17 protein-coding genes and 1 pseudogene are annotated in these 20,226 nt (G+C 46.8%); all 18 read right to left on the reverse strand.

Annotation, left to right across the window (positions count from 1 at the left end):
- A pseudogene (locus J7E78_RS27965) lies at window positions 1-345 on the reverse strand (helix-turn-helix domain-containing protein); the annotation flags it as partial.
- A 105-nt stretch (window positions 346-450) separates the two neighbouring features.
- Complete coding sequence (locus J7E78_RS27970; RefSeq protein WP_215079980.1) at window positions 451-1,428, reverse strand: TRM11 family SAM-dependent methyltransferase; 978 nt, start codon at window positions 1,426-1,428, stop codon at window positions 451-453.
- Between the two features lie 271 nt (window positions 1,429-1,699).
- On the reverse strand, window positions 1,700-3,412 hold the full coding sequence (locus J7E78_RS27975) for a methyl-accepting chemotaxis protein (protein WP_215079982.1): 1,713 nt from the start codon (window positions 3,410-3,412) through the stop codon (window positions 1,700-1,702).
- A gap of 288 nt (window positions 3,413-3,700) precedes the next feature.
- Window positions 3,701-4,735, reverse strand: a complete 1,035-nt coding sequence (locus J7E78_RS27980) for an MsnO8 family LLM class oxidoreductase (protein WP_251035312.1) — start codon at window positions 4,733-4,735, stop codon at window positions 3,701-3,703.
- Window positions 4,736-4,756: 21 nt separating this feature from the next.
- Window positions 4,757-6,172, reverse strand: a complete 1,416-nt coding sequence (locus tag J7E78_RS27985; protein WP_215079984.1) for a deoxyguanosinetriphosphate triphosphohydrolase family protein — start codon at window positions 6,170-6,172, stop codon at window positions 4,757-4,759.
- Between the two features lie 542 nt (window positions 6,173-6,714).
- Window positions 6,715-8,595, reverse strand: a complete 1,881-nt coding sequence (htpG, locus tag J7E78_RS27990; RefSeq protein ID WP_215079986.1) for a molecular chaperone HtpG — start codon at window positions 8,593-8,595, stop codon at window positions 6,715-6,717.
- 622 nt (window positions 8,596-9,217) lie between these two features.
- The gene (gene nikC, locus J7E78_RS27995; protein WP_215079988.1) at window positions 9,218-10,117 is read right to left on the reverse strand and encodes a nickel transporter permease; all 900 of its coding nucleotides are present in this window, start codon (window positions 10,115-10,117) and stop codon (window positions 9,218-9,220) included.
- A 41-nt stretch (window positions 10,118-10,158) separates the two neighbouring features.
- The gene (locus J7E78_RS28000) at window positions 10,159-11,163 is read right to left on the reverse strand and encodes an ABC transporter permease (RefSeq protein ID WP_076209595.1); all 1,005 of its coding nucleotides are present in this window, start codon (window positions 11,161-11,163) and stop codon (window positions 10,159-10,161) included.
- Window positions 11,164-11,372: 209 nt separating this feature from the next.
- Window positions 11,373-13,025 (reverse strand): ABC transporter substrate-binding protein, encoded by a 1,653-nt coding sequence (locus J7E78_RS28005; RefSeq protein ID WP_215080070.1) that lies wholly within the window; start codon window positions 13,023-13,025, stop codon window positions 11,373-11,375.
- Between the two features lie 941 nt (window positions 13,026-13,966).
- Window positions 13,967-14,914: a glycoside hydrolase family 25 protein gene (locus J7E78_RS28010; RefSeq protein WP_215079990.1), complete on the reverse strand. Its 948-nt coding sequence runs from the start codon at window positions 14,912-14,914 to the stop codon at window positions 13,967-13,969.
- Between the two features lie 504 nt (window positions 14,915-15,418).
- Window positions 15,419-15,919, reverse strand: coding sequence for a phage holin family protein (locus J7E78_RS28015; protein ID WP_215079992.1), 501 nt, complete (start codon window positions 15,917-15,919; stop codon window positions 15,419-15,421).
- A 76-nt stretch (window positions 15,920-15,995) separates the two neighbouring features.
- Window positions 15,996-16,154, reverse strand: a complete 159-nt coding sequence (locus J7E78_RS28020) for a hypothetical protein (RefSeq protein ID WP_197521449.1) — start codon at window positions 16,152-16,154, stop codon at window positions 15,996-15,998.
- Entirely contained in the window at window positions 16,154-16,447 is a 294-nt protein-coding gene (locus J7E78_RS28025) for a hypothetical protein (protein WP_215079994.1), read from the reverse strand. The genes J7E78_RS28020 and J7E78_RS28025 overlap by 1 nt, the downstream gene beginning before the upstream one ends.
- The gene (locus J7E78_RS28030; RefSeq protein ID WP_215079996.1) at window positions 16,447-16,866 is read right to left on the reverse strand and encodes a hypothetical protein; all 420 of its coding nucleotides are present in this window, start codon (window positions 16,864-16,866) and stop codon (window positions 16,447-16,449) included. Before J7E78_RS28030 ends, J7E78_RS28025 begins: the two co-directional genes overlap by 1 nt.
- Window positions 16,859-17,509: a hypothetical protein gene (locus tag J7E78_RS28035; protein WP_215079998.1), complete on the reverse strand. Its 651-nt coding sequence runs from the start codon at window positions 17,507-17,509 to the stop codon at window positions 16,859-16,861. Before J7E78_RS28035 ends, J7E78_RS28030 begins: the two co-directional genes overlap by 8 nt.
- Window positions 17,510-18,355 (reverse strand): tail fiber protein, encoded by an 846-nt coding sequence (locus J7E78_RS28040; protein ID WP_215079999.1) that lies wholly within the window; start codon window positions 18,353-18,355, stop codon window positions 17,510-17,512.
- Window positions 18,355-18,945 (reverse strand): YmfQ family protein, encoded by a 591-nt coding sequence (locus J7E78_RS28045; RefSeq protein WP_215080001.1) that lies wholly within the window; start codon window positions 18,943-18,945, stop codon window positions 18,355-18,357. The genes J7E78_RS28040 and J7E78_RS28045 overlap by 1 nt, the downstream gene beginning before the upstream one ends.
- A 137-nt stretch (window positions 18,946-19,082) precedes the next feature.
- Window positions 19,083-20,222 (reverse strand): baseplate J/gp47 family protein, encoded by a 1,140-nt coding sequence (locus J7E78_RS28050; RefSeq protein WP_215080003.1) that lies wholly within the window; start codon window positions 20,220-20,222, stop codon window positions 19,083-19,085.
- Between the last annotated feature and the right edge of the window lie 4 nt (window positions 20,223-20,226).

Consider the following 20,226-nt stretch of genomic DNA (forward strand, 5'->3'; position numbering starts at 1 on the left):
TCGAGCCGGTTTCCCTTCGATCTCCTGAGTATACTTGGTTATCCATTTCGACAACACACTTTTGCTTGAAATATCATATTTTTCTGTTGCAGCAGATAAAGATAGCTGACCAGACAAGACATCTCTGACCGCACCCAGCCTTATTTCCTCGGCGTATGTTTTCCACGTTTTCGATTCCTTTAACCCATCCGACCCATGTGCTCTATATTTTCTGACCCAATCTTTGACTGAATTCTTGCTCACCCCAATGTGTTTAGCTTCCGAATTCGGATTGGATTGGAGTTCAAGGCAGCGCTGTACGGTGTGTAATTTGATTTCTAAAGAAATGGGACTTCTTTTAGACATGAGAAAACTCCCCTCATAATAGACGTAGAAGTTTTGTTTTTTTCTACTGTCTACTATGGGGGGAGCATATCATTTCGTCAGAGGTAGAGCTTTTTGTTTTTGAGCTTACACACACAGCCAAATATGACGTATAAACGTTCCTTTTTGTACTGTTCGGTACTCTTTTACCGTCCATCCTGCTTCCAACAAGTGCTCTTCTACCCACTCTGTGGAAACAATCACCGCCCGTTTTGCCAATCTGCGCAAACTCTCCAGCATGGCTCGTTGCTCAGCATCTGTAAGTACAGAGCAGAGGTTATAGGGCATATCCAGAATTGCTGCATCATACAAATCTTGCAGTTCATTCATATTCCCCAGTGTGATTCGATCTGAATCATATCCATAATGCGGCAGATTGATACGTGCACCTCGGACAGCCAGAGGATTCAGATCGTTACCTTTTGCATCAATTCCCATGGATAAAGCTTCAATGACAACCGTTCCCATACCGCAGCATGGATCAAGCAACCGATGGTTTTCCACTCTCGGAACAGCAATATTCACCAGTGCTCTGGCGAGCGTGATGCCAAATCCAGTTGAGTAATTTTGCGGCTTCTGCCGATGAAATTGCCATGATCGATCCGCTTCTGTCCACTGACCCAAGATCCATTTTTCTCCTGTTCGGATTAGGCCGAAAGTCACCTTAGGTTGCTTCATCTGTGCCTTACCTTTAATGCACATGCCGACTTCTTTTTCCAGTTGACGAGACTTTGCATAATCAGGGGCATGATCCCCTTCTTTCAGACAAACTACCTTAAATGTCTCTTCTGGCAACAGATGAATATCTCTGGCAAGAGGAAGCAGATCAGTCACGCTGCCCCCTTCGCCGATCACGTCCAGTCTGCCATGGATAAAAGGGCTACGTCCAGGTGGAATACATCGTTCGGACCACACATACGACCCCATTTCCATACGGATCTCTGAACTCGGTTCAAGCAGTGTATTCAGCTCCAGCATGCATAATTCGCGCTCGTTCTCGTGGCAAGCAAAGGTGTAGAGGTGTTTCCCGGAAGTAGCGTGTGTACCCAGTGTTTCATCAGGCAAAATCCTCCTCCCCTTCCTTCATTAATCATGTTTCTTCTATATAAATAGTAAGCTCATTGAAGACATATCAAATACAACTAATACGTTAGCTTCAGGTAGTCATTGTATACAATGTTAGGCTCCTAGACAACTCTCCATTTCCTTGCACGTATCTATTTGGAAAGCAAATAAAGTAAGGTGTTCCCATTGTTGAGGAACACCTTACTTTTTTTTGAGACTCTCACCAATCGCCGCCTGCGTGATTCCAGCTTCTTCTATTATAAGAAGAAGGTTATATTTTTAATTTTTCAATGGATGTAAGCAAATCTTCCGATAATTCTTTCAGACTTTGAATATTGCCGCTAATTGTCTCCATGGAACTTACCTGCTCTTCCGCCGATGCAGAGACTTCTTCCACACTCGCTGCCGATTGTTCCGAAACAGCGGAAATCTGCTGACTGAAATCATTCATTCGTCCGCTTACTTCCTGCATGCCTGCCAGTCCATCAGTCATAGTGCTGATGACACCAACCATACCTTCCACCGATTCATTAATCGTACGGAAGAGTTGACCTGAAGCAAGCACATGTTCCTGACCCAGCTCGGTCTCCTGAACGCCCGTACGTAATTCCGCAACCACCCCTTGTGACTCCTGCTGAATATCCTCAGTAATCGCCGTGATCTCTTCAACCGACGTCTGCACAGCCTCAGATAACTTCCTCACTTCTGATGCAACTACAGCGAACCCGCGTCCACTCTCTCCCGCACGCGCTGCCTCAATGGAGGCATTCAATGCCAGCAGATTGGTTTGACGTGCGATGTCATGAATGACCTGAACCAGCTTGGATATATCTTCATTTTTACGATTCAATCGTTCCATCTTGTTCATGGAAGCAGAGACCGAACCGGAAATCTGTTGCATCTGCTGTACTGATTGTTCCATCGCCTTGCGACCATTCAACCCTTGCTCCAGTACAAGATCGGACATGACGCGCAACTGGCTGCCTTGTTCCGTATGATTCTGAATGTGATCATTCAAAGCTTCGACCGTTCGAGCTGATTCCACTGCTGTCTCTGCCTGGCTCTCTGCGGCCTTGGCTGACTCTTCCATGGTCACAGCAATTTGGCGACTACCAATCTTAACCTCTTCTGAGGATATTGCCAGTTCCCCACTTTGCAGATTGACAGCTTCCGCAATTCGTCTGACGCTCAGCACCATGGAAGTCAGGTTACCTTTCATGTCATTCACCGCTTTGGCCAGAACACCGACTTCATCCTCATGTTTGGTATGTATGTCCTGAACATTCAATTGGCCTTCTGCAATCAGTTTCACCGCACTAATGACACGTAGCAGTGGTTTTACGACCTGTGAACGAATAATCGGAATGCTGATCGCTGTAATAACAATCATGACAAGAACACCGATAATGATGATTAATCTACCATCCTGCACCGATCTGATTGTTTGAGCCGCCGCAAGATTGGACTGTTCCTGATTGTATTCCACGAGATAATCGAGATCAATTTGCATGTTGTCAAAGGAATCAGCACCTTTATCAGATACTTCCTTCGCCAGTTGTGTCTGACCCTCATCACTCAGCTTGATCGATTGCATATTAATCTTGAGGTACGCTTCCCATTTGTTCTTGAACGCAGTCCAGTGTTCGAGCTCATCCGCAGACTTCTCCTGCTGATCATAGATTTTAATCGCCTGCGTCGTTTCACGAATATACTTGGTACGCTCTTCTGACAAAAATGCCTTGTCTGTTTCATCCGCATCAAAGTGTCGATAACTTAGTGACAGGACATGCTCTGTGGTATAGTTTAACCGGTTAATTTGCTGGATTGATGGCATCCAATTGTTCGTGATTTCATTGGTGCTGGATTCAATTGAATTCATCCGGGTGACAATCGTGACACTCAAAACAATTAAACAGAGGATTAACAAGTAGAACGCGATGCTGATACGCAGACCGATACTTTTGATCTTAAATCTGCTGAACATATGATTTCCCCCTTGACCTCTTCGGTCATCCCGAATTCAGGTGCTTTTGTCATTGTTTTACCCTTCTTTTGAACTCTTGCCAAAAGAACTTATCTATATTATATCGATAGGAAAATAGACGTAAAGTATTATAACATTATTTTGTTATTAAGATGCTTGATTTTGTAAAAGATTGTTGAATTTTAACAAAGTACAAAAAGAGCTGCAGCATACGGCAAAATCCCGTTTTACAGCTCTTCGGTTTGTTTAGGTTTCAGCAGGCAGGCATTGGCATCCTAACGTAATAAGCTACTGCACAATCGCTGTCTCATGCTCAGCCAGCAATCGATAAGAATCCAGCCTGCGCTCATAATCTGGTCCCGCCGTAACGAGAAGCAACCGCTCCGCATCCAGTCTTAGACTCACTTGTTGCAATTGACTCCATACCTGCTCAGGTGTACCTGCATAGTGCCGCGCCGCTTCGTTATGATCATCAGTAATAGCAGAATCATTTGTGCGTGAGACCGAGACCGAGTCCGTGCCGGGATTCGGCTCGGTTGAATGTTCTTTTCCATCTGCCTTGCGTCTCTCCGCCATGTCACGACTCCAGGCCATAGCATCTGTCTCTGACTCGGCACACAATACGCTGACTGCCACCATAACTTCAGGCTCCTTCATAGTTGCACTGGGAATAAATCCTTCTCGGTATCGCCTTACAGCCTCTGTACCATCGGCATCACTCATGAATTGACCAAAGACATAACCCATGCCAAACCGTGCCGCAAATTCGGCACTCTTCACGTTAGTTCCCAACATCCAGAGTGATAACGGAAGCTTGGGAATCGGACGAGCTGTCACGGGATGATCCTCGTACATGTAGCGGTCTTCGAGCAGTTCTGTGAGTGCTGCGAGTGATTCAGACAGCTTGGACACATGCTGCAAATAATTTCCACTGAGTGCCATCGTGGCATGAGGTCCACCGCCAGGAGCACGTCCGAGCCCAAGCTCAATGCGCCCCGGATAGAGCGCAGCCAGCAGGCGGAACGACTCCGCAACCTTGAGCGGGCTATAATGCGGCAACAAGACCGCACCAGAGCCAAGTTGGATCGTTGTTGTCCTTGCTCCGATGTGCGATAACAGTACTTCGGGAGAGGCCGATGCCAGTTCAGCCATATCATGATGCTCTGATGTCCAGTATCGGGCGTATCCCCAAGCCTCGGCATGTTGCGCAAGTGTCACCGATTGTTGAAGTGCCTGTTCCGCCGTGGCATCGTTTAACCTTGGCACAAGGTCAAGTACGCCCAGACTCAACGTCTCACTCATTCGCTTAGCCACGCGTCTCATCTCCCTTTATATCGGTTAATTTTAATCCAGATCGTAGATCGAACCCACCTTCAGACCGTAGAGTTCATTGTATATTTTCTCGGCAAATGCATCCGTCATTCCTGCGATATAATCGATCACCATGTGTTCCCAAGTCCAGATCGGCTGGGCTTTGGCTTGATCTTTCTCATACCGCTGCAGCCAGTCGGATGGAATAATGGATTTGGACGTTTCCGGATCGAGAAATGCATCCCATAATCGCTTAATCATCCACTCACTGCGTTTCTGTAGCCGCTGTACACGCAGGTCACGAATCATGGTCACCCAGGCAAAACTCTTGAGCACACTCACCGTACGCAGCATATCGAGGTCTTCAGCCCCTTCACGGACAAAAGTTACCTTCTTCCAGTCGCCGTCGTTAATAACGCCCAGGCTGCCTACAAAAAAGCTCACCCAGTAGGCCTTCACTTCACGGCGAGTACGCGAGTAATCATGCTCGCAGAACGGCATCTTCTCATTCCAGATGCGCAGGAACGAAGTGAGGACCTCTTCTACCTTTTGCCCAATCGCTTCTCGGGTCCATCCGTTCCAGAACAGATCCTCCAGCGTTGTAATCTTATCCACAATCAGTCGATTCACATGCGGATCTTGCAGGAAATGCTCATGTACTTCAATTTTTCCTGCTTTGATGCCATCCTCCAGGTCATGCGAGGAGTACGCAATATCGTCGCAGAGGTCCATCAACTGTGCTTCCAGTGTCTTCTTGCCTGCCGGCACGTTCCAGCGATCACGGATCTCCCGAATATATTGCCACTCATGATGATACATGCCTTTTTTGCTCTCTGTCCCAGGGTACGGATACTTGTTGATTCCTAGTAATACCGCATCAGACAGGTTCAATCCGTCGATATCTTCACGCTTCTCCAAGTGCATAATGAGACGGAAGTTGTGCGCATTGCCTTCAAAATGCTCGTATTTCCGTTTTAGCTCGGCACGGACTTCAGACTCGACCTTGGGAACTTTGGCGCTGCGGCTTTTCTTCATGATTTTCTTAGCCTCGGTGTTAATGAGGTCATCCAGAATACCATCTAATACTTCTTCACCTTTATGTCCAAACGGCGGATGACCAAAATCATGTGCGATCGCAGCGCACTCCACCACTTCTGAATCAATGATCAGGCCGGGGTTGTCCGCGCGGTCCCAGTCTACCTCAGGAAAACGGCGAATCAAACTTCGGGCAGCCTCTCGTGCAATCTGTGCCACCTCCAGGGAATGGGTCAAGCGAGTACGATAATAATCCCCCGTTCCTGCGCCAAACACCTGCGATTTGCCCTGTAACCGACGGAAGGTCGGTGAATGAATGAGTCTCGAATAGTCCCGTTCATACGCTGCACGAGATCCATCCAATTTGGTTAATTCAGGATATTGTCTATGTTCTCTCAGATCGTTCCATTGCATGGGGATCACTCCTAGCCGACTGTCTCTATTTTGAGTGATTATACACAACATCTGTGGTTTCGAAAAGTAAAACCTGTCTGCGATTGTCATCTCTTCTTACATCAACTTGTGATGAACAGTCATCTTCTCTTATTATACCCTGCCAGACTATCATCCGTGCATCTAAATGACAATGATTCATATTGAACTCACACTATCGTGACTTATGACCAAAAAAGTGCCTAATACAGTTTGCGTGGCCGTTCCGGTTACGGATCGTTCTTATGATCGCTGTTATTCCCAAATTTCTTTGATTCCCATTAAAAAGGGAGAAATTCGGGAATAAAGGCGAACGCTTCGCTTCTTCAGAATTGATTCCGTCCCCTCCCCGTTGTGGGTAAAAAAAAACAAAAACCGACAGGACGGAAATGCCCTGTCGGATGAATATGGTGGATGCAGCGTTGCGATTTAGCTACTAAACTTAATATTCACACAGTATACTCTTGAAGCTACGTGAATTTTTGCATCAAGGATGTATTATCGCACCCTTGTACGCCGGAAGTTTACACCATAACCTTACAGATATCGTTGGTGAACTCTACTGGATCTTGAATTGGCAGTCCTTCGATTAACAATGCCTGATGGTACAGCAGGCTTGTGTAAAGGTTCAGTTTTTCCTGATCCTGCGCGAAAGCGTCTTTCAACGATTTAAAGACATCGTGATTCACGTTGATTTCCAGCACTTTGTCGGCTTGTACGTTTTCGCTGTTCGGCATAGCTTTCAGGATTTTCTCCATTTCAATCGTCAATTCACCTTCGGTGGACAAACATACCGGGTGGCTTCTGAGACGTTTGGAAGCTTTAACGGCTTTGACTTTACCCGCCAATTGAGCTTGCATCGCTTCAAACAGCTCTTTGTTGTCGTTGTCCTGAGCGTCCGTTTCTTCTTTGTCCGCGCTATCTTCGATACCCAGGTCACCACTGGAGATGGATTTGAATTCTTTCTCCTTATAGTTCGTGATCATTTTGATTGCAAACTCGTCGATGTCATCGGTAAAGTACAATACTTCGTACCCTTTCTCAAGAACACCCTCGATCTGTGGCAGCTTCTCAATACGGCTAATCGATTCACCAGATGCATAGTAGATATACTTCTGATCTTCCGGCATTCTGGAGACGTACTCGTCCAGACTCACGAGTTTGCTCTCTTTGGAAGACGTGAACAACAGCAGATCCTGCAATGTATCCTTATTCACACCATAGTCGCTGTATACACCATATTTCAATTGACGACCAAACGCTTGGTAGAACTTCTCGTAGTTCTCACGCTCGTCCTTCAACAGGCTTTGCAGTTGGCTCTTGATTTTGTTCTTAATGTTCTTCGCGATCAGGCTAAGCTGACGGTCATGTTGCAACATCTCACGGGAGATGTTCAGGGACAGGTCTTCGGAATCCACCATACCTTTGACAAATCCGAAGTAATCCGGCAACAGATCTCCACATTTATCCATGATCAATACACCGTTGGAGTAGAGCTCAAGGCCTTTTTCATACTCTTTCGTATAGTAGTCAAACGGCGTATTCTCCGGGATAAACAGGATTGCATTGTATACCACAGCGCCATCCGCGCTAATGTGTACATGTTTGAGCGGTTTGTCAAAACCGTAGCGTTTTTCCATATAGAAGTTATTGTAGTCTTCTTCGGTCAATTCGCTTTTATTTTTACGCCAGATCGGCACCATGCTGTTCACGGTTTGTTCTTCTTGGTATTCCTCGAACTCATTCTCCGTGCCCTCTTTCGGACGTTGACCCGTTACATCCATCTTGATCGGGTAGCGAATGAAGTCGGAGTATTTCTTGATGATGGATCTCAGGCGGTACTCTTCCAAAAATTCGTCATACGAATCTTCTTCGGTATTTTCTTTGATTGTCAGGACGATCTCTGTACCTACGGAATCTTTCTCAGCTGGCGTAATCGTGTAACCATCCGCGCCTTCGGACTCCCACTTCCAGGCCTCGTCGCTGCCCAGCGTTTTACTTGTTACGGTCAGCTTGTCCGCCACCATAAATGCCGAGTAGAAACCAACCCCGAATTGTCCGATGATGTTATGGCCGTCTTTGGCCTCATTTTCCTTCTTGAACGCCAGGGAACCACTCTTCGCGATAACCCCCAGATTATTCTCCAGCTCTTCCTGCGTCATCCCGATTCCGGTATCTGTCAGTGTGAGCGTGCGGTTTTCTTTGTCAATCGTGAGCTTGATGAAGTAGTCCTCTTTGTTGAAAACGAGCGAATCGTCCGTCAGTGCTCTGTAATATATCTTGTCAATGGCGTCACTGGAGTTGGAGATCAATTCTCTCAAAAAGATTTCTCTTTGGGTGTAAATGGAGTTGATCATCATATCCAGCAAACGTTTGGATTCTGCCTGGAATTCTTTTTTAGCCATGAGTGGTTGGACTCCTTTCAAATTTGGATATCGAATGATTTGATCGAAAATAGAAGTAAATCCTTGAGTATTTCATGCAAAATGCTACGCTGTTAGAAAACATTCAAATCGCTTGTTCCTCTAATTATGATTCCCTTTTCAAACAACGCTAACGCTTCTACAGAATCGATTCCGTACCCTGCACTACCGAGGTGTTCTGACAAACAACTTGATAGCGCTGAGACATTATAAAATGGGAAAATCCATGGGTATGAGGTATATTTCGATTTCAGCAAATCTTTTCTAGCAACTTCACTCGCATGTAAACCCAAGGTGAACTTTACCTATTTTCAAAAACAGAATCATTCCATATGTAGTCGTATCGTAAAAACATCATTTGTTAGCACTCTAATGATCGGAGTGCTAAACCCTTCCTTTTATATAACATATGGGAAAATTGGGTGTCAATACGCAGGCGGTTATTTTAACAAAAAGATCGAATAACCCTTCTATTTTAACACATCACCAATCATTTTAACGTAATCCCGCAGGTAAAACAAAAGCCGCCTCGAACCAAAGTTCGAAACGGCATGGGGAAATATAGTAATGTGTCCGTTGGTATAGTGGCTAGAGTTTGAAAATTTTACTTTTTTGCCATTTTTGGATCAAGGGTGTCGCGCAGGCCATCGCCCATGAGGTTGAAGCCGAGCACGGTCAACATAATGGAAACGCCGGGGAAGATCAGTGTCCACGGTGCTTTTTGTATAAATTGACGGGAGTCTGACAGCATTTTACCCCACTCCGGGTCGGGTGGTTGCGCGCCCATGCCTAGAAATCCGAGCGCAGCAGCCTCGATGATTGCCGTTCCAATTCCGAGTGTACCTTGCACGATCAGTGGAGTAAGGCTGTTGGGCAAGATGTGACGAAACAAGATTCGCCCATTGCCCGCTCCGAGTGTCCGTGCCGACGTAATGAATTCCTCCTGTCTCAAGCTGAGTACCCGTGAGCGCACCAATCTTCCGTAGGTCGGGATATTTACGATGGCGATGGCGAGCAGTGCATTTTGCAAAGACGGGCCCAATATCGCCACAATGGCGATAGCCAGCAAAATCCCGGGAAATGCGAGCAAGATATCAAATAAACGCGATATAAGCATGTCCGCCCATTTTCCATAAAATCCGGCAATCAGACCCAACAATGTACCCGCGATAATGGAACCAATGACGGAGAAGAAGCCCACCCACAAGGAAATACGCGCCCCATGCAGCACTCTGGAAAACACGTCACGCCCCAGATCATCGGTACCAAACCAATGCTCTGCCGAAGGGGCCTGAAGCCGATCTGCTAACACTTGTTCCTTGTAGTCATAAGGAGCAATGTATGGAGCGAGGAAGGCCAAGAGAATGAAAAATACGATTATGATCAAGCCCGCAAGCGCAAGCCGATTCCTCCGAAACGTTCTCCACGCTTCCCGCCATGGACCGGATGTGCTCGCCGACGCGGCATTAATGGATGGTCCGGTATTGGTCGATAATTTGGCCATACGGCGTCTCCCTTCTTGGATATGAATGAATGATGAATTCCCTACTTATAACTAATACGAGGATCGAACACGGCGTAGAGCAGATCCACAATAAGGTTGATCACCACGAAAAAGAATGCCACGATCAGAATGCCACTCTGGATCACCGGATAATCCCGCGAACTAATCGCTTCATATATATAACGTCCCACGCCAGGCCAAGCAAAGATCGTTTCGGTCAACACCGCACCCCCGAGCAACGACCCGGTCTGGATGCCGATAACCGTAAGCACGGGTATAAACGCATTTTTAAGTGCATGCCCATATACGACAAAAAACGGACCCAGTCCCTTCGCCTTCGCTGTACGAATGTAATCAGAACTCATCACTTCCAGCATGCTGGAACGGGTCATCCGGGCAATAACGGCCATCGGGATCGTACCAAGCGCAATACTCGGGAGCAACAAATGTTTGGTTACGGTCCACAACTGATTCCATTGCCCAGCGATCATCGTATCCAGCACGTACAAGCCCGTAATGGCTTCCACCGGATCACGCGCATTCATGCGTCCAATGGATGGCAACCACTGCAACTTGTTCGCAAACAACCATTGTTCCATGAGACCGAGCCAGAAGATCGGCATGGATACACCCACCAAAGCAATGACCATACAGCAATAATCAAACCAGGAGTTGTGCTTCCATGCACTGACAATCCCGGCATTCACCCCAATAATGACAGCAAACAACATGCTTGCCATCGTTAATTCAAGGGTTGCTGTCAGATAAGGCACAATTTCCTGGGCAATAGGCACTTTGGTGCGGATGGACGTTCCCAGATCTCCTTTGAGCAAATCGCCCAAGTAGGCGAAATACTGCTGGAACCAGGGTTTATCCAGACCGAGCTGGTCACGAAGGGCCTGCTTGGATTGTTCGGTTGCCTTTTGCCCAAGTATGGTCTCGGCCGGGTCACCCGGAATCGCGTGGATGATGGAAAAGACAATCAGAGTCATGCCCAGCAGCACGGGCAGCAACACAAGCACACGTTTGACAATATAGCTGTTCAATCCTGTTCACCTGCCTTCGACATATCGTGCAAAAATAAAAAGCGCTGGCAGACACGTAATGCTTTGGATAGTTACGTCCGGATGTGGGTTCTGCCAAGCATTGCATCTCACCAGCGCTTTGATAAAAAGAATTAAAACGTAATCACTCCGAACTGTAGTGCCATCTTCAGATCGCAGTTATCCTGAAATGGATAAGTTCAGCTTACAGCTTACTCAAAATAAGCACCGGCATAGGATTCGGTGCCCAGTGGAGAAGGGACGAAACCTTTCAGGTTGGCTTTACCTGCCAGAATTGGCGTCGTGTGTACCAGAGGAATCCATGGTGCGTCTTCCTTGATCATCTCCTGCGCTTGTTTGTACAGTTCAGCACGCTTGTCCTGATCGGTTTCTTTCTGTGCACCCGTCAGCAATGTGTGTAATTCTTCGTTTACATAATAACTGCGGTTGTTGCTTGGAATGGCATCTTTATCCAGCAGTGTATACAGGAAGTTATCCGGGTCACCATTGTCACCTGTCCAGCCGAGCATGTAAATGTCGTCCTTCTCCCCGGCCTTTGTATCTTCGAGATACGTTGCCCACTCCGGTGATTCGATGGTGACGGTCACTCCGATTTTCTCAAAATCGGCCTGGATCGCTTCCGCAACCTTCTTGCCATCAGGCATATACGGACGGGATACCGGCATCGCATAGAAGGTTATCGGATCAGGCAACCCGTCAGGGAAGCCAGCTTCGGCCAGCAAAGCTTTTGCCTTTTCCAGATCATACGGGTAATCCTCAATGGTATCGTTGTACCCCCACAGCGTTGGCGGCATCGGGTTAACAGCAGGCTCGGCTTGTCCAGCAAAGAACGCATCAATAAGGGCCTGCTTGTTCACCGCATGATTGAGAGCTTGTCTGACTTTGACATTATCAAATGGTTTCTTCTTGAAGTTAAAGCCGATATACGCCACGTTGAACGGTGGACGCTCGATCTTCTGCAACTCGCTGTTGCCTTCAAGGATGGACAGATCGTCCGGGTTCAGGTCTTCCATGACATCAATCTCGCCGTTTTGCAGTGCATTGAAGCGAGCGGTATTATCCGGAATGGAACGCACGATTACTTTGTTCAGCTTCGGTAGTCCTTCTTTCCAATAATCCGCGTTTTTCTCCAGGGTGATGGAGTCGTTACGCTTCCACTCTTTGAATACAAATGGGCCCGTGCCCACAGGCTCGCTCTTGAAGTTTTCTTTTTTCTCCTGAATCGCGGTTGGGCTGGCAATGCCAAATGGCGTCATCGCAATATTTTGCAGGAAAGGTGCTTGTGGCTGGTTCAGTGTGAACTCCACCGTAGTCTCGTCCGTCGCCTTCACTTCCTTGATCACACGTCCGTCCTCTGGACCAAACATGGAATCGTAATAATCGAACGAATCTCCCTCGAATTTATATTCACTCGCTGGATCACCCCAGCGGTTGAAGTTAAACACAACAGCTTCCGCGTTGAAGTCAGTCCCATCATGGAATTTCACACCGGACTTCAGCTTGAATATATACTTGAGTCCATCCGCCGAAATTTCCCAGCTCTCTGCTAGTCCAGGAACGACCTCTGTTCCACCTTCCTTGTAGTCCAGCAACGAATCAAACACCTGATGTCCAATCTTCAGCGACTCCCCATCGGTTACAATCGCCGGGTCGAGTGCTACGGAATCCCCACCACGCCCCATAATCATCGTATCCTGTGCTACCGTTTCGGTTGGAGGATCGTTTCCTTCCGCCGGAGCAGGGGAGTTACCCGTACCCTCGTTACTTGCGCTGGAGCAGCCCGATAGAATCAGCACTGTACTCATCGCCATTACCATGACACCAGATAACCATTTTTTTCTCATTCGCATACGTACAACATCCTTCCCTGTCTCATAATGTGTGTGATGCTGGCATGAAAGATCTCCAATGTTGGCAATCGGTTTGGTGCTATGTATCATATAAAAGGCTTAAGATGCCTGCGATACCTGAATTAAAGTTCTGAGAAAAGTACGGCATGTATATGAAATGTAAAAACAGCATGGGACGCAGGTAAATATCAGATCGTGCACAGGATTGAATACGTCGATTGATTACTTTTATAGGACAAGAACAGGTTAAAAAAGGTTCAACAAAGCATCATCTGAGATGAATCTATGAAATTGAATGAGATCGCTGCTTATGATGGTTGCGTTTTATTTGAACTTAGGTCAATAAGCAACAGCAAACGGTTACAGACCGGTAAGAGCATGTTCAAGTCAGTAGATTAAAAATACAGATGGGCATATGGATACTACGCTGCTGGCTACGCAATAAAGTCTGTTCCTTGAGCGTGTCGTCTTGAGCATAGAGTGTGGAGTGTGGAGCCAGACTAGGCATCGTTTGTTTGCATTACGGATGAAAGAAACTCAACATAGGCTAGGTTGTCTAGATGTGTGAGTTGTTTATTAGGGTGGTTTTCTCTTGCAGATTTGATGTGTAAAATATATGAACGAGTCATCTTGAGATGTTGGATTGTATAACAGGGAGACATTACAATAACTTCGTATGTTATGGTTTTGTCATGATGAGGAGGATTGTGTAAATAAACTGTGGTGAAAAACAATTTCGTGTAACTTACTTTACATCACATTAATCAATTAGACAAGAGATTTACAGACATAAGTCTTCAACTTTATTATATGCGTTAATATTACTTACACAAAACACAAAAAAGGAACACAGTTCGACAAAAAGCGTCTCGTGTTCCTTCTCCACTCCATCCACATTCAGATAAAATCCACATTTTAATTTGCTAAGAATCAGCTCACTTTTTAAACAAACCTCTGCGATGCATCACGGTAATAAAACGGTAAAAATCATAACTCGCCCCATGATCAATGCTGAACAATGGATTGTTGGTGTCATATGCCAGTGCTGCATCCACAGCTGCCTTCGCCCATACTGGAACTTCCATTTGCTGACGCGCCTGCAGTTTATCGACCTGGGATTTGAGCGCATCAAACGCTGCTTTCTCTTCGGCTGTCATCGGTTCGCCCCCTTTCGGTGGTTCAGTTGGTGGATTCGGATGACTTGGATTCGTTGGATTGGATGGCTCCGGTGGTTTCGGAGTTGCTGCTGCGTATCTTGCTCTAAGCTGTGCCGCTGTTCCCTCGAATTCATTCATATCCACGTTGCCACTAATGCCATTCACCTTGCCTGAATCCGTATACTGCCAGAACGTCCAACGCTTCCATGCCGACTGGTCATCCGGTACACGGGTGTTGCTGTAACGTGCGATCCACAGATCGTATGAGCTGAGTGATGTGTCAAAATTCCCGGCAAATGAATTGCCCGTGTATATGATCGGTTTTACACCTGTGAGACGTTGTAATTCGGTCAAAAAAGCTTTGGCAACTGTATTCATCTGCGCTTTGCTCAGGTTGCCGGGGTTGTTCTCGTAGTCCATGACGGGTGGCAGTTGTAACGCCTTGGCTCCTCCAACTTTGTTAAGCGTATTGGCGTAATGTGCCGCTTCTGCTTTGGCACCATCGGTAGATGTCGCGCGGAAGAAGTGATATGTTCCGACCAGCATGCCCGCAGCAAGTGCACCTGTTACATTTTTCTGATAATTTGGATCGGTATATGTCTGTCCCTCAGTCGCCTTGATGAATACAAATGTCATGCCAGTTGCCTTCACTTTGGCCCAGTCAATATTGCCCTGGTATCGAGAGACGTCAATGCCCTGTGTGTTGCCCGAACTTCTTGTTTGCATGTTTCTCACACCCTTTATGCGGCAAATTGCCGTTTGTATCAGCATTTTACATCATTCGATTCAAGCGTTCCCGGGTACAAGTATAGACAGACTAAAGCATTCTGATTTATACATTGCTGATTGGATGTCACTCTCTGGATTGATGCAAAATGCTCCTATAGTTAATGCGGTTGGATCAGGGGTTGCTTGTGTGCGTGTCCCTGATGTGTTGGAAATGAACTGAGCCTCGTTCACACGGACACTCCGATGACAGAATAACCACCCAATCGCTGTTATCCCCGGATTTTTTTGATTCTCTTTATAAAGGGGAAAATCCGGGGGATAAAGGCGACCGCTTCGCTTTTTCAGGTTTTTTCTGTCCTCTCCGTTATTGTGTGAAAATGTTACGTTCAATCTGTATAGCCGCCTAATATAGCTTTGCTTATTTAGATTAGTTCTGTTTAATCTGACATTCGTACTAATCAACAAACGTTTAATATAACTATACACTCGCAATATTAATCGCTACTTAACGTTATCTTTGGTTGTCGGTGATTCTGTGTCGTCCGGATCTGCCTGTGAAAAAGAGTCGTTGGTACTCGGGGAGAAGTTACCGGGGAGTTCCCCGGTTCCCCCTTTGCCCTTGAGCACTTCAATGGCCTGCCGAATCACTGGCGGAATGGGAGCGCCCAACTTGCCCCCGTTTTCAATAATGGACAATAGCTCATTTGCGATATAAAAAAAGGCGACCGCATCCCTGAACAAATGTCCGTCTCCCAGAACACCGTCCACCAGATGAGCCACCGATACCATTGCAAATATAAATACCTTTCGTGCGATGCCGAACATGCCAACATTACTCGCTAACTTGCCACTCATACCCGCCGCCACGATACCAGTTAAATAGTCGAGGATGACGAACACGAGTAGTACGCCGAGTACACCTGACCAACCTCCGAAGAAGTAGGTTACTGAACTACTCATGAGTGCAATTCCCCATTTCCATAAGGTGTCCCATCGTTCCATGGTTTCACCTCCTTTGGTTTTTAAATACCTGCTGCTCCAGAGGGCATAATAAAAGCGCACCACTTGGGTACGCTCGTTAAATTCCTTCAGTTTTTTCTAAAATGTAATCCTCAATAGCCTGGCGATAATCAGTATTGGTAATGTCATCAAGCAAGTACACTTGACTTGTCTTTGGGTTGAGTCCTTTATTCAATATTCTTGCTGCTGCAATACGTACCACGACTTCGTTCACCATCACAAAATCCCTCCTGTATTTTCATTGGCTAATAATAAAATTTGGTCTTCCAATTCCTTTATTTTTTGCTGTTCTGGTGTTTCGACAATGGGAAGCTCCTCTAAAACTGGTTGTTTCGTAGCAGGATCGATACTGACAATTCGATGAGTGTGATAATCGATTGCCCCATACTCCAAATCGATGTAATGTAGTTCAGTGATTTCCTTCCTCGGAAGTACATCACCTTGTATTTCACCAGCTCGATAGATGATCTCACCGTCTTGATCGTATATAATTCTAATCCCAATATTCATTATTCGTATGCCCTCCAATAAAATGGACTTGATGTCAATTCAAAATATGGCAACGGTACCTGAAATCCACCGTTTGTGATATAAGTTCTGCCAGCGCTTTTGTCCTCTACTCGGAAATCAACCCACATTGTTCCTGTGCTTGTCCATCTATACCCGTTGTACACAGGATAGCCGTTATCTATTCTTTTGGAATTATAACCCAATATAAAATCCTCATCATCATGAAAAGTGATAATGATTTGCGATGGTAAAAAATTCAGATTGGTAACACTTATATATCCGCAGGTAAATGCAGTTCCATCTGAATAAAGAAACCTTTTATCACCTAAGTTATATCCAAACCCTGAAGCAAACTTCCTCCCCTTATCTGGCCCATCCAACCCGTAGTTATCCAATAAGAAATTATCGATTTTAGGCATTGGTCGCCTCCTGCATGACTACATGGACCTGAGCATTCCCGACGGTTGAAGTCCAGCCTTCGATATATTCGCTTGGCGAAATAAACATATCAGCGAACGGAATCAAAACTGTATCATATCCAGCTATAGTGTACTTGTTTATCAAATTACAGTTATCACCACTCCAACCGAAACGAATAGTTACTGTTTGTGGTCCGCTGCTTACGTTACAAATAACGATAGACTTGACCAATCTATTAACACCGTTTCCGGCGGCTGGAACAATGGTCGTCGTTCCCGTTCCTAACCCCACACGGTACTGCGCAAGCCCTAATGAACTGGGGATTCCATCTTTTTCAACACCTGTTATTCTAGCGTTAACAATTGAATTTGCGCACCACATGTGAAGGGTTTCCCCTGGACTGATAACAATATCACTGATCGGGATAACCAAGGTTTGATTTGCTTTAATAGACTTGTTGTTCAATAAAAAATACAAAGGCCCAGTGTTAAGCCTCATATTTACTGTCGTGTCTACTCCGCTAACATTACAAATAATAATGGATTTTATAATGCATGTCTTACCCGTTTTTCCAGTGTAAATAGTTGTCCCAGATGTTGTGGATAGTGCGTCCCCGTATATTTTAATAGGCGTTTCTGCCATCTATAACGCCCCCCATACTCTTCTTTGTGGTGTTTGCAATACCCAAGGTGTCCATGTCGTTGTTGACCATCTTTGCCTTACGTACACTTTCGCAGTACTTGTGCTTGCAAGAGTGACTCGTTGAATTAAATTGTTTGCACTAATTTTAATTACTTCGACGTAAAAATCAGCTCCGTTTATAGTGGGTAAATTCGGAGATTGTGAACCGTCAGCGTAATACATTCCCGGATCAGTCAAAGTATTTAAATCCACTCTACTTAATCTTGAATACCCATTATCTTGCGTTAGCGGGTACTTTTGCCACGCTTTATCATCCACGTATTGTTGAGCGGTCAGTCTTGCATCGTTAACCGCCTTCTCCGTTGCCGCCAGCGTCTCGGACGTGCCGTCCGCTGTATTGGAAAGCTGTACTATCCCCGGTTCAGTCAATGATGCAGGTGAGATGTCTGCATTTTGGAGATCCTCCTGCAGCTGTTGAATTTCGTCCCTTGTAGGTACTTTTATCCATGGCCCCCATCCGACATAGTAGTTCCTTTGAAAAACTTGTAGGTTACTCGGTTCAAAGGTTGTTAGAGTCTGGACAACACCAGCATGTTTTTCTATCGTCAAATGAAAGGCTACTCCTACTGGGGAATTAGCTAAAGTTCCTACTGTCGCATTCGTTGGGCAATAATATTCCCCTTCTGTAATATAGCTATTAAGATCAGATTCCGCAGGTATAAGTATGGATTCACGTGTTGCAACTCCTGCGTCAATCTTTTCAAAAATCCTGTTAATACTCTCCCGGGTCACGGTCTCGTTCCCCAAGGGAAGAGGTAATTTCAGTCGATCCGTTTCTTTTGGCATTACGCCCACACCTCCAGTTCATTCCACGTCAAGGACGCGGCATCGAGTTCGTCCCATGTCATCTGTTTGTCGTCCAGATCATTCCAGACCAGATAGCGATACTCATATTCCACGGCCATATGGGCCGGTTTCAGTTCTTCAATCGCCCGTTTCAGATCATCGATATTGGGCGGGATGCCCATCGTATCCACAAAGCTCACCGTAAAACTCCACGCTTCCGGCTGAAACTTTACATCCACTTTGCCCCCGGCATACGCCTCAGCCACATTCGCAACCTGTCTCCCCGAAAACTTTCCGGCACCACGCAGCTTCGACTCCACCACGGCACGCCTTTGTTCCACAGGTTTGAGACGATCCGTCTCAATGCCAAGCTCCTGCTCCCAGAAGTTCAGCCCCCACGTCGCTGTACGAACAAAAAACTGCTCCAGCGTCTCATCCAGCGCCTGGTACAGCAGATCCATTTCTGTGCCTTTGGCCTGCATATCGGCTTGCATTACACGAGAAGTCTCATAATACCTGGGCAAATACGAGAACAGCTCCCGCCCTTTCTCACTCGTCAGTCCAACATTTACAGTAGAAGGAGCACTCATGCCCTGTCCCCTCCCTTCCTTGCACATCAATATGGAGCGTCTCGCTCACCAGCTTCAACTCAGATCGGCGTACTTCTCCCAATCTTTCTTGGTCTCCGCACTCCAAAACTACTTCCTCATCCACCATCTGCCCAACACTACTCATGCACATCCACCGCCCCCAGCACGGCGACCTGACTCGCGGTCATCTCGATATTCTGGTCACTCACACCGTTCACGGTAAGCTCCGAATAGTCGATGATGGGCGGGATGTCCAGCAGGATTGCGGCAATACGGGTGTAACGAACGAGCGGATCTGCAAAAGCCAACTGTTTCAGATAGGCGGTCACCCCGCGTTCGATCAATGCCCGTACATCAGCGAGTGTCGCATCACTTGCCAGCGTCAGCTTTACCTGAATATTCATTGGAACTTCCTCAGCTGGCATCACGGACACCACTGGCCCCGCCGGCGCAACACCTTCACCCTGTCCATCCTGCGTTGGATCAACGTACTTCTGAACTGCCGCTACCAAATCGCTGCCCGCAGCACGCTTGTCCGTGTCGAGCAGATACAATCCCACTGTGCCCGGACCCTGCCACAATGGAATAACTCGCGTTGCACCTACACCTGGTACCTCACTGGCCCATTGCATATATTGCGATTTGTTACCGCTTGTCCCTTGGTTGCGGACTTTGGCATAAAAACGTTCCAGCAGCGCCGTATCGGCCTCAATATCTGCGCCGCCTTTGATCACATCAACATTCGTGACAGAAGTTATGCCACTCACAGGTGTAGACAGCACAGTTACCGTTCCCGCAGGCACATTGCTCTCTTTTCCGGCAACAAGCGCACGCACGCCTACCATCCCGGAGCCCTCTGCATCCAGTTCCAAAAGTCCCACCGTCTCATATTCGAGCGAAGCTTCACTGGACACCTCATCTGCCAAAGTAGCCACGACCGTTCCCGCAGGCACCACTTTCCCCGGCGTACCCATGAACCTCACCGAACCCTGTGCCGCCACCGCAGCTCGCCGCGTAAGCCCATGCTCTCCTGCTCGCAGATCCAGCTCTTCCGAACGAAAATTCGGATCACTACTCGCAGCCGTACTTGCAAATCCCCGCCGAAGTAATTCCTGCGCCCACAATGCAGCCTCAGACAGCATAAATGCAACCGGAGCCTCCGCATCCCACAAGAACGAACCCTCTGACTTATCCAGATCCGCGGGCAGACGATCCAGCATGCGCTGCATAATCTGTTCCTCCGTCTGGTCCTCCAAATAACGCGGAATCTCAGCCATCCCG

The sequence above is a fragment of the Paenibacillus polymyxa genome (genome assembly GCF_018614975.1).
Taxonomy (GTDB): Bacteria; Bacillota; Bacilli; order Paenibacillales; family Paenibacillaceae; genus Paenibacillus; species Paenibacillus polymyxa_E.

Bases quoted from the DNA above. Each gene is read 5' to 3' on its own strand.
- J7E78_RS27975 (WP_215079982.1), bottom strand. From the start codon at position 3,412: ATGTTCAGCAGATTTAAGATCAAAAGTATCGGTCTGCGTATCAGCATC.
- J7E78_RS27980 (WP_251035312.1), bottom strand. From the start codon at position 4,735: ATGAGACGCGTGGCTAAGCGAATGAGTGAGACGTTGAGTCTGGGCGTA.
- J7E78_RS27985 (WP_215079984.1), bottom strand. From the start codon at position 6,172: ATGCAATGGAACGATCTGAGAGAACATAGACAATATCCTGAATTAACC.
- htpG (WP_215079986.1), bottom strand. From the start codon at position 8,595: ATGGCTAAAAAAGAATTCCAGGCAGAATCCAAACGTTTGCTGGATATG.
- nikC (WP_215079988.1), bottom strand. From the start codon at position 10,117: ATGGCCAAATTATCGACCAATACCGGACCATCCATTAATGCCGCGTCG.
- J7E78_RS28005 (WP_215080070.1), bottom strand. From the start codon at position 13,025: ATGAGAAAAAAATGGTTATCTGGTGTCATGGTAATGGCGATGAGTACA.
- J7E78_RS28010 (WP_215079990.1), bottom strand. From the start codon at position 14,914: ATGCAAACAAGAAGTTCGGGCAACACACAGGGCATTGACGTCTCTCGA.
- J7E78_RS28015 (WP_215079992.1), bottom strand. From the start codon at position 15,919: ATGGAACGATGGGACACCTTATGGAAATGGGGAATTGCACTCATGAGT.
- J7E78_RS28020 (WP_197521449.1), bottom strand. From the start codon at position 16,154: ATGGTGAACGAAGTCGTGGTACGTATTGCAGCAGCAAGAATATTGAAT.
- J7E78_RS28025 (WP_215079994.1), bottom strand. From the start codon at position 16,447: ATGAATATTGGGATTAGAATTATATACGATCAAGACGGTGAGATCATC.
- J7E78_RS28030 (WP_215079996.1), bottom strand. From the start codon at position 16,866: ATGCCTAAAATCGATAATTTCTTATTGGATAACTACGGGTTGGATGGG.
- J7E78_RS28035 (WP_215079998.1), bottom strand. From the start codon at position 17,509: ATGGCAGAAACGCCTATTAAAATATACGGGGACGCACTATCCACAACA.
- J7E78_RS28040 (WP_215079999.1), bottom strand. From the start codon at position 18,355: ATGCCAAAAGAAACGGATCGACTGAAATTACCTCTTCCCTTGGGGAAC.
- J7E78_RS28045 (WP_215080001.1), bottom strand. From the start codon at position 18,945: ATGAGTGCTCCTTCTACTGTAAATGTTGGACTGACGAGTGAGAAAGGG.
- J7E78_RS28050 (WP_215080003.1), bottom strand. From the start codon at position 20,222: ATGGCTGAGATTCCGCGTTATTTGGAGGACCAGACGGAGGAACAGATT.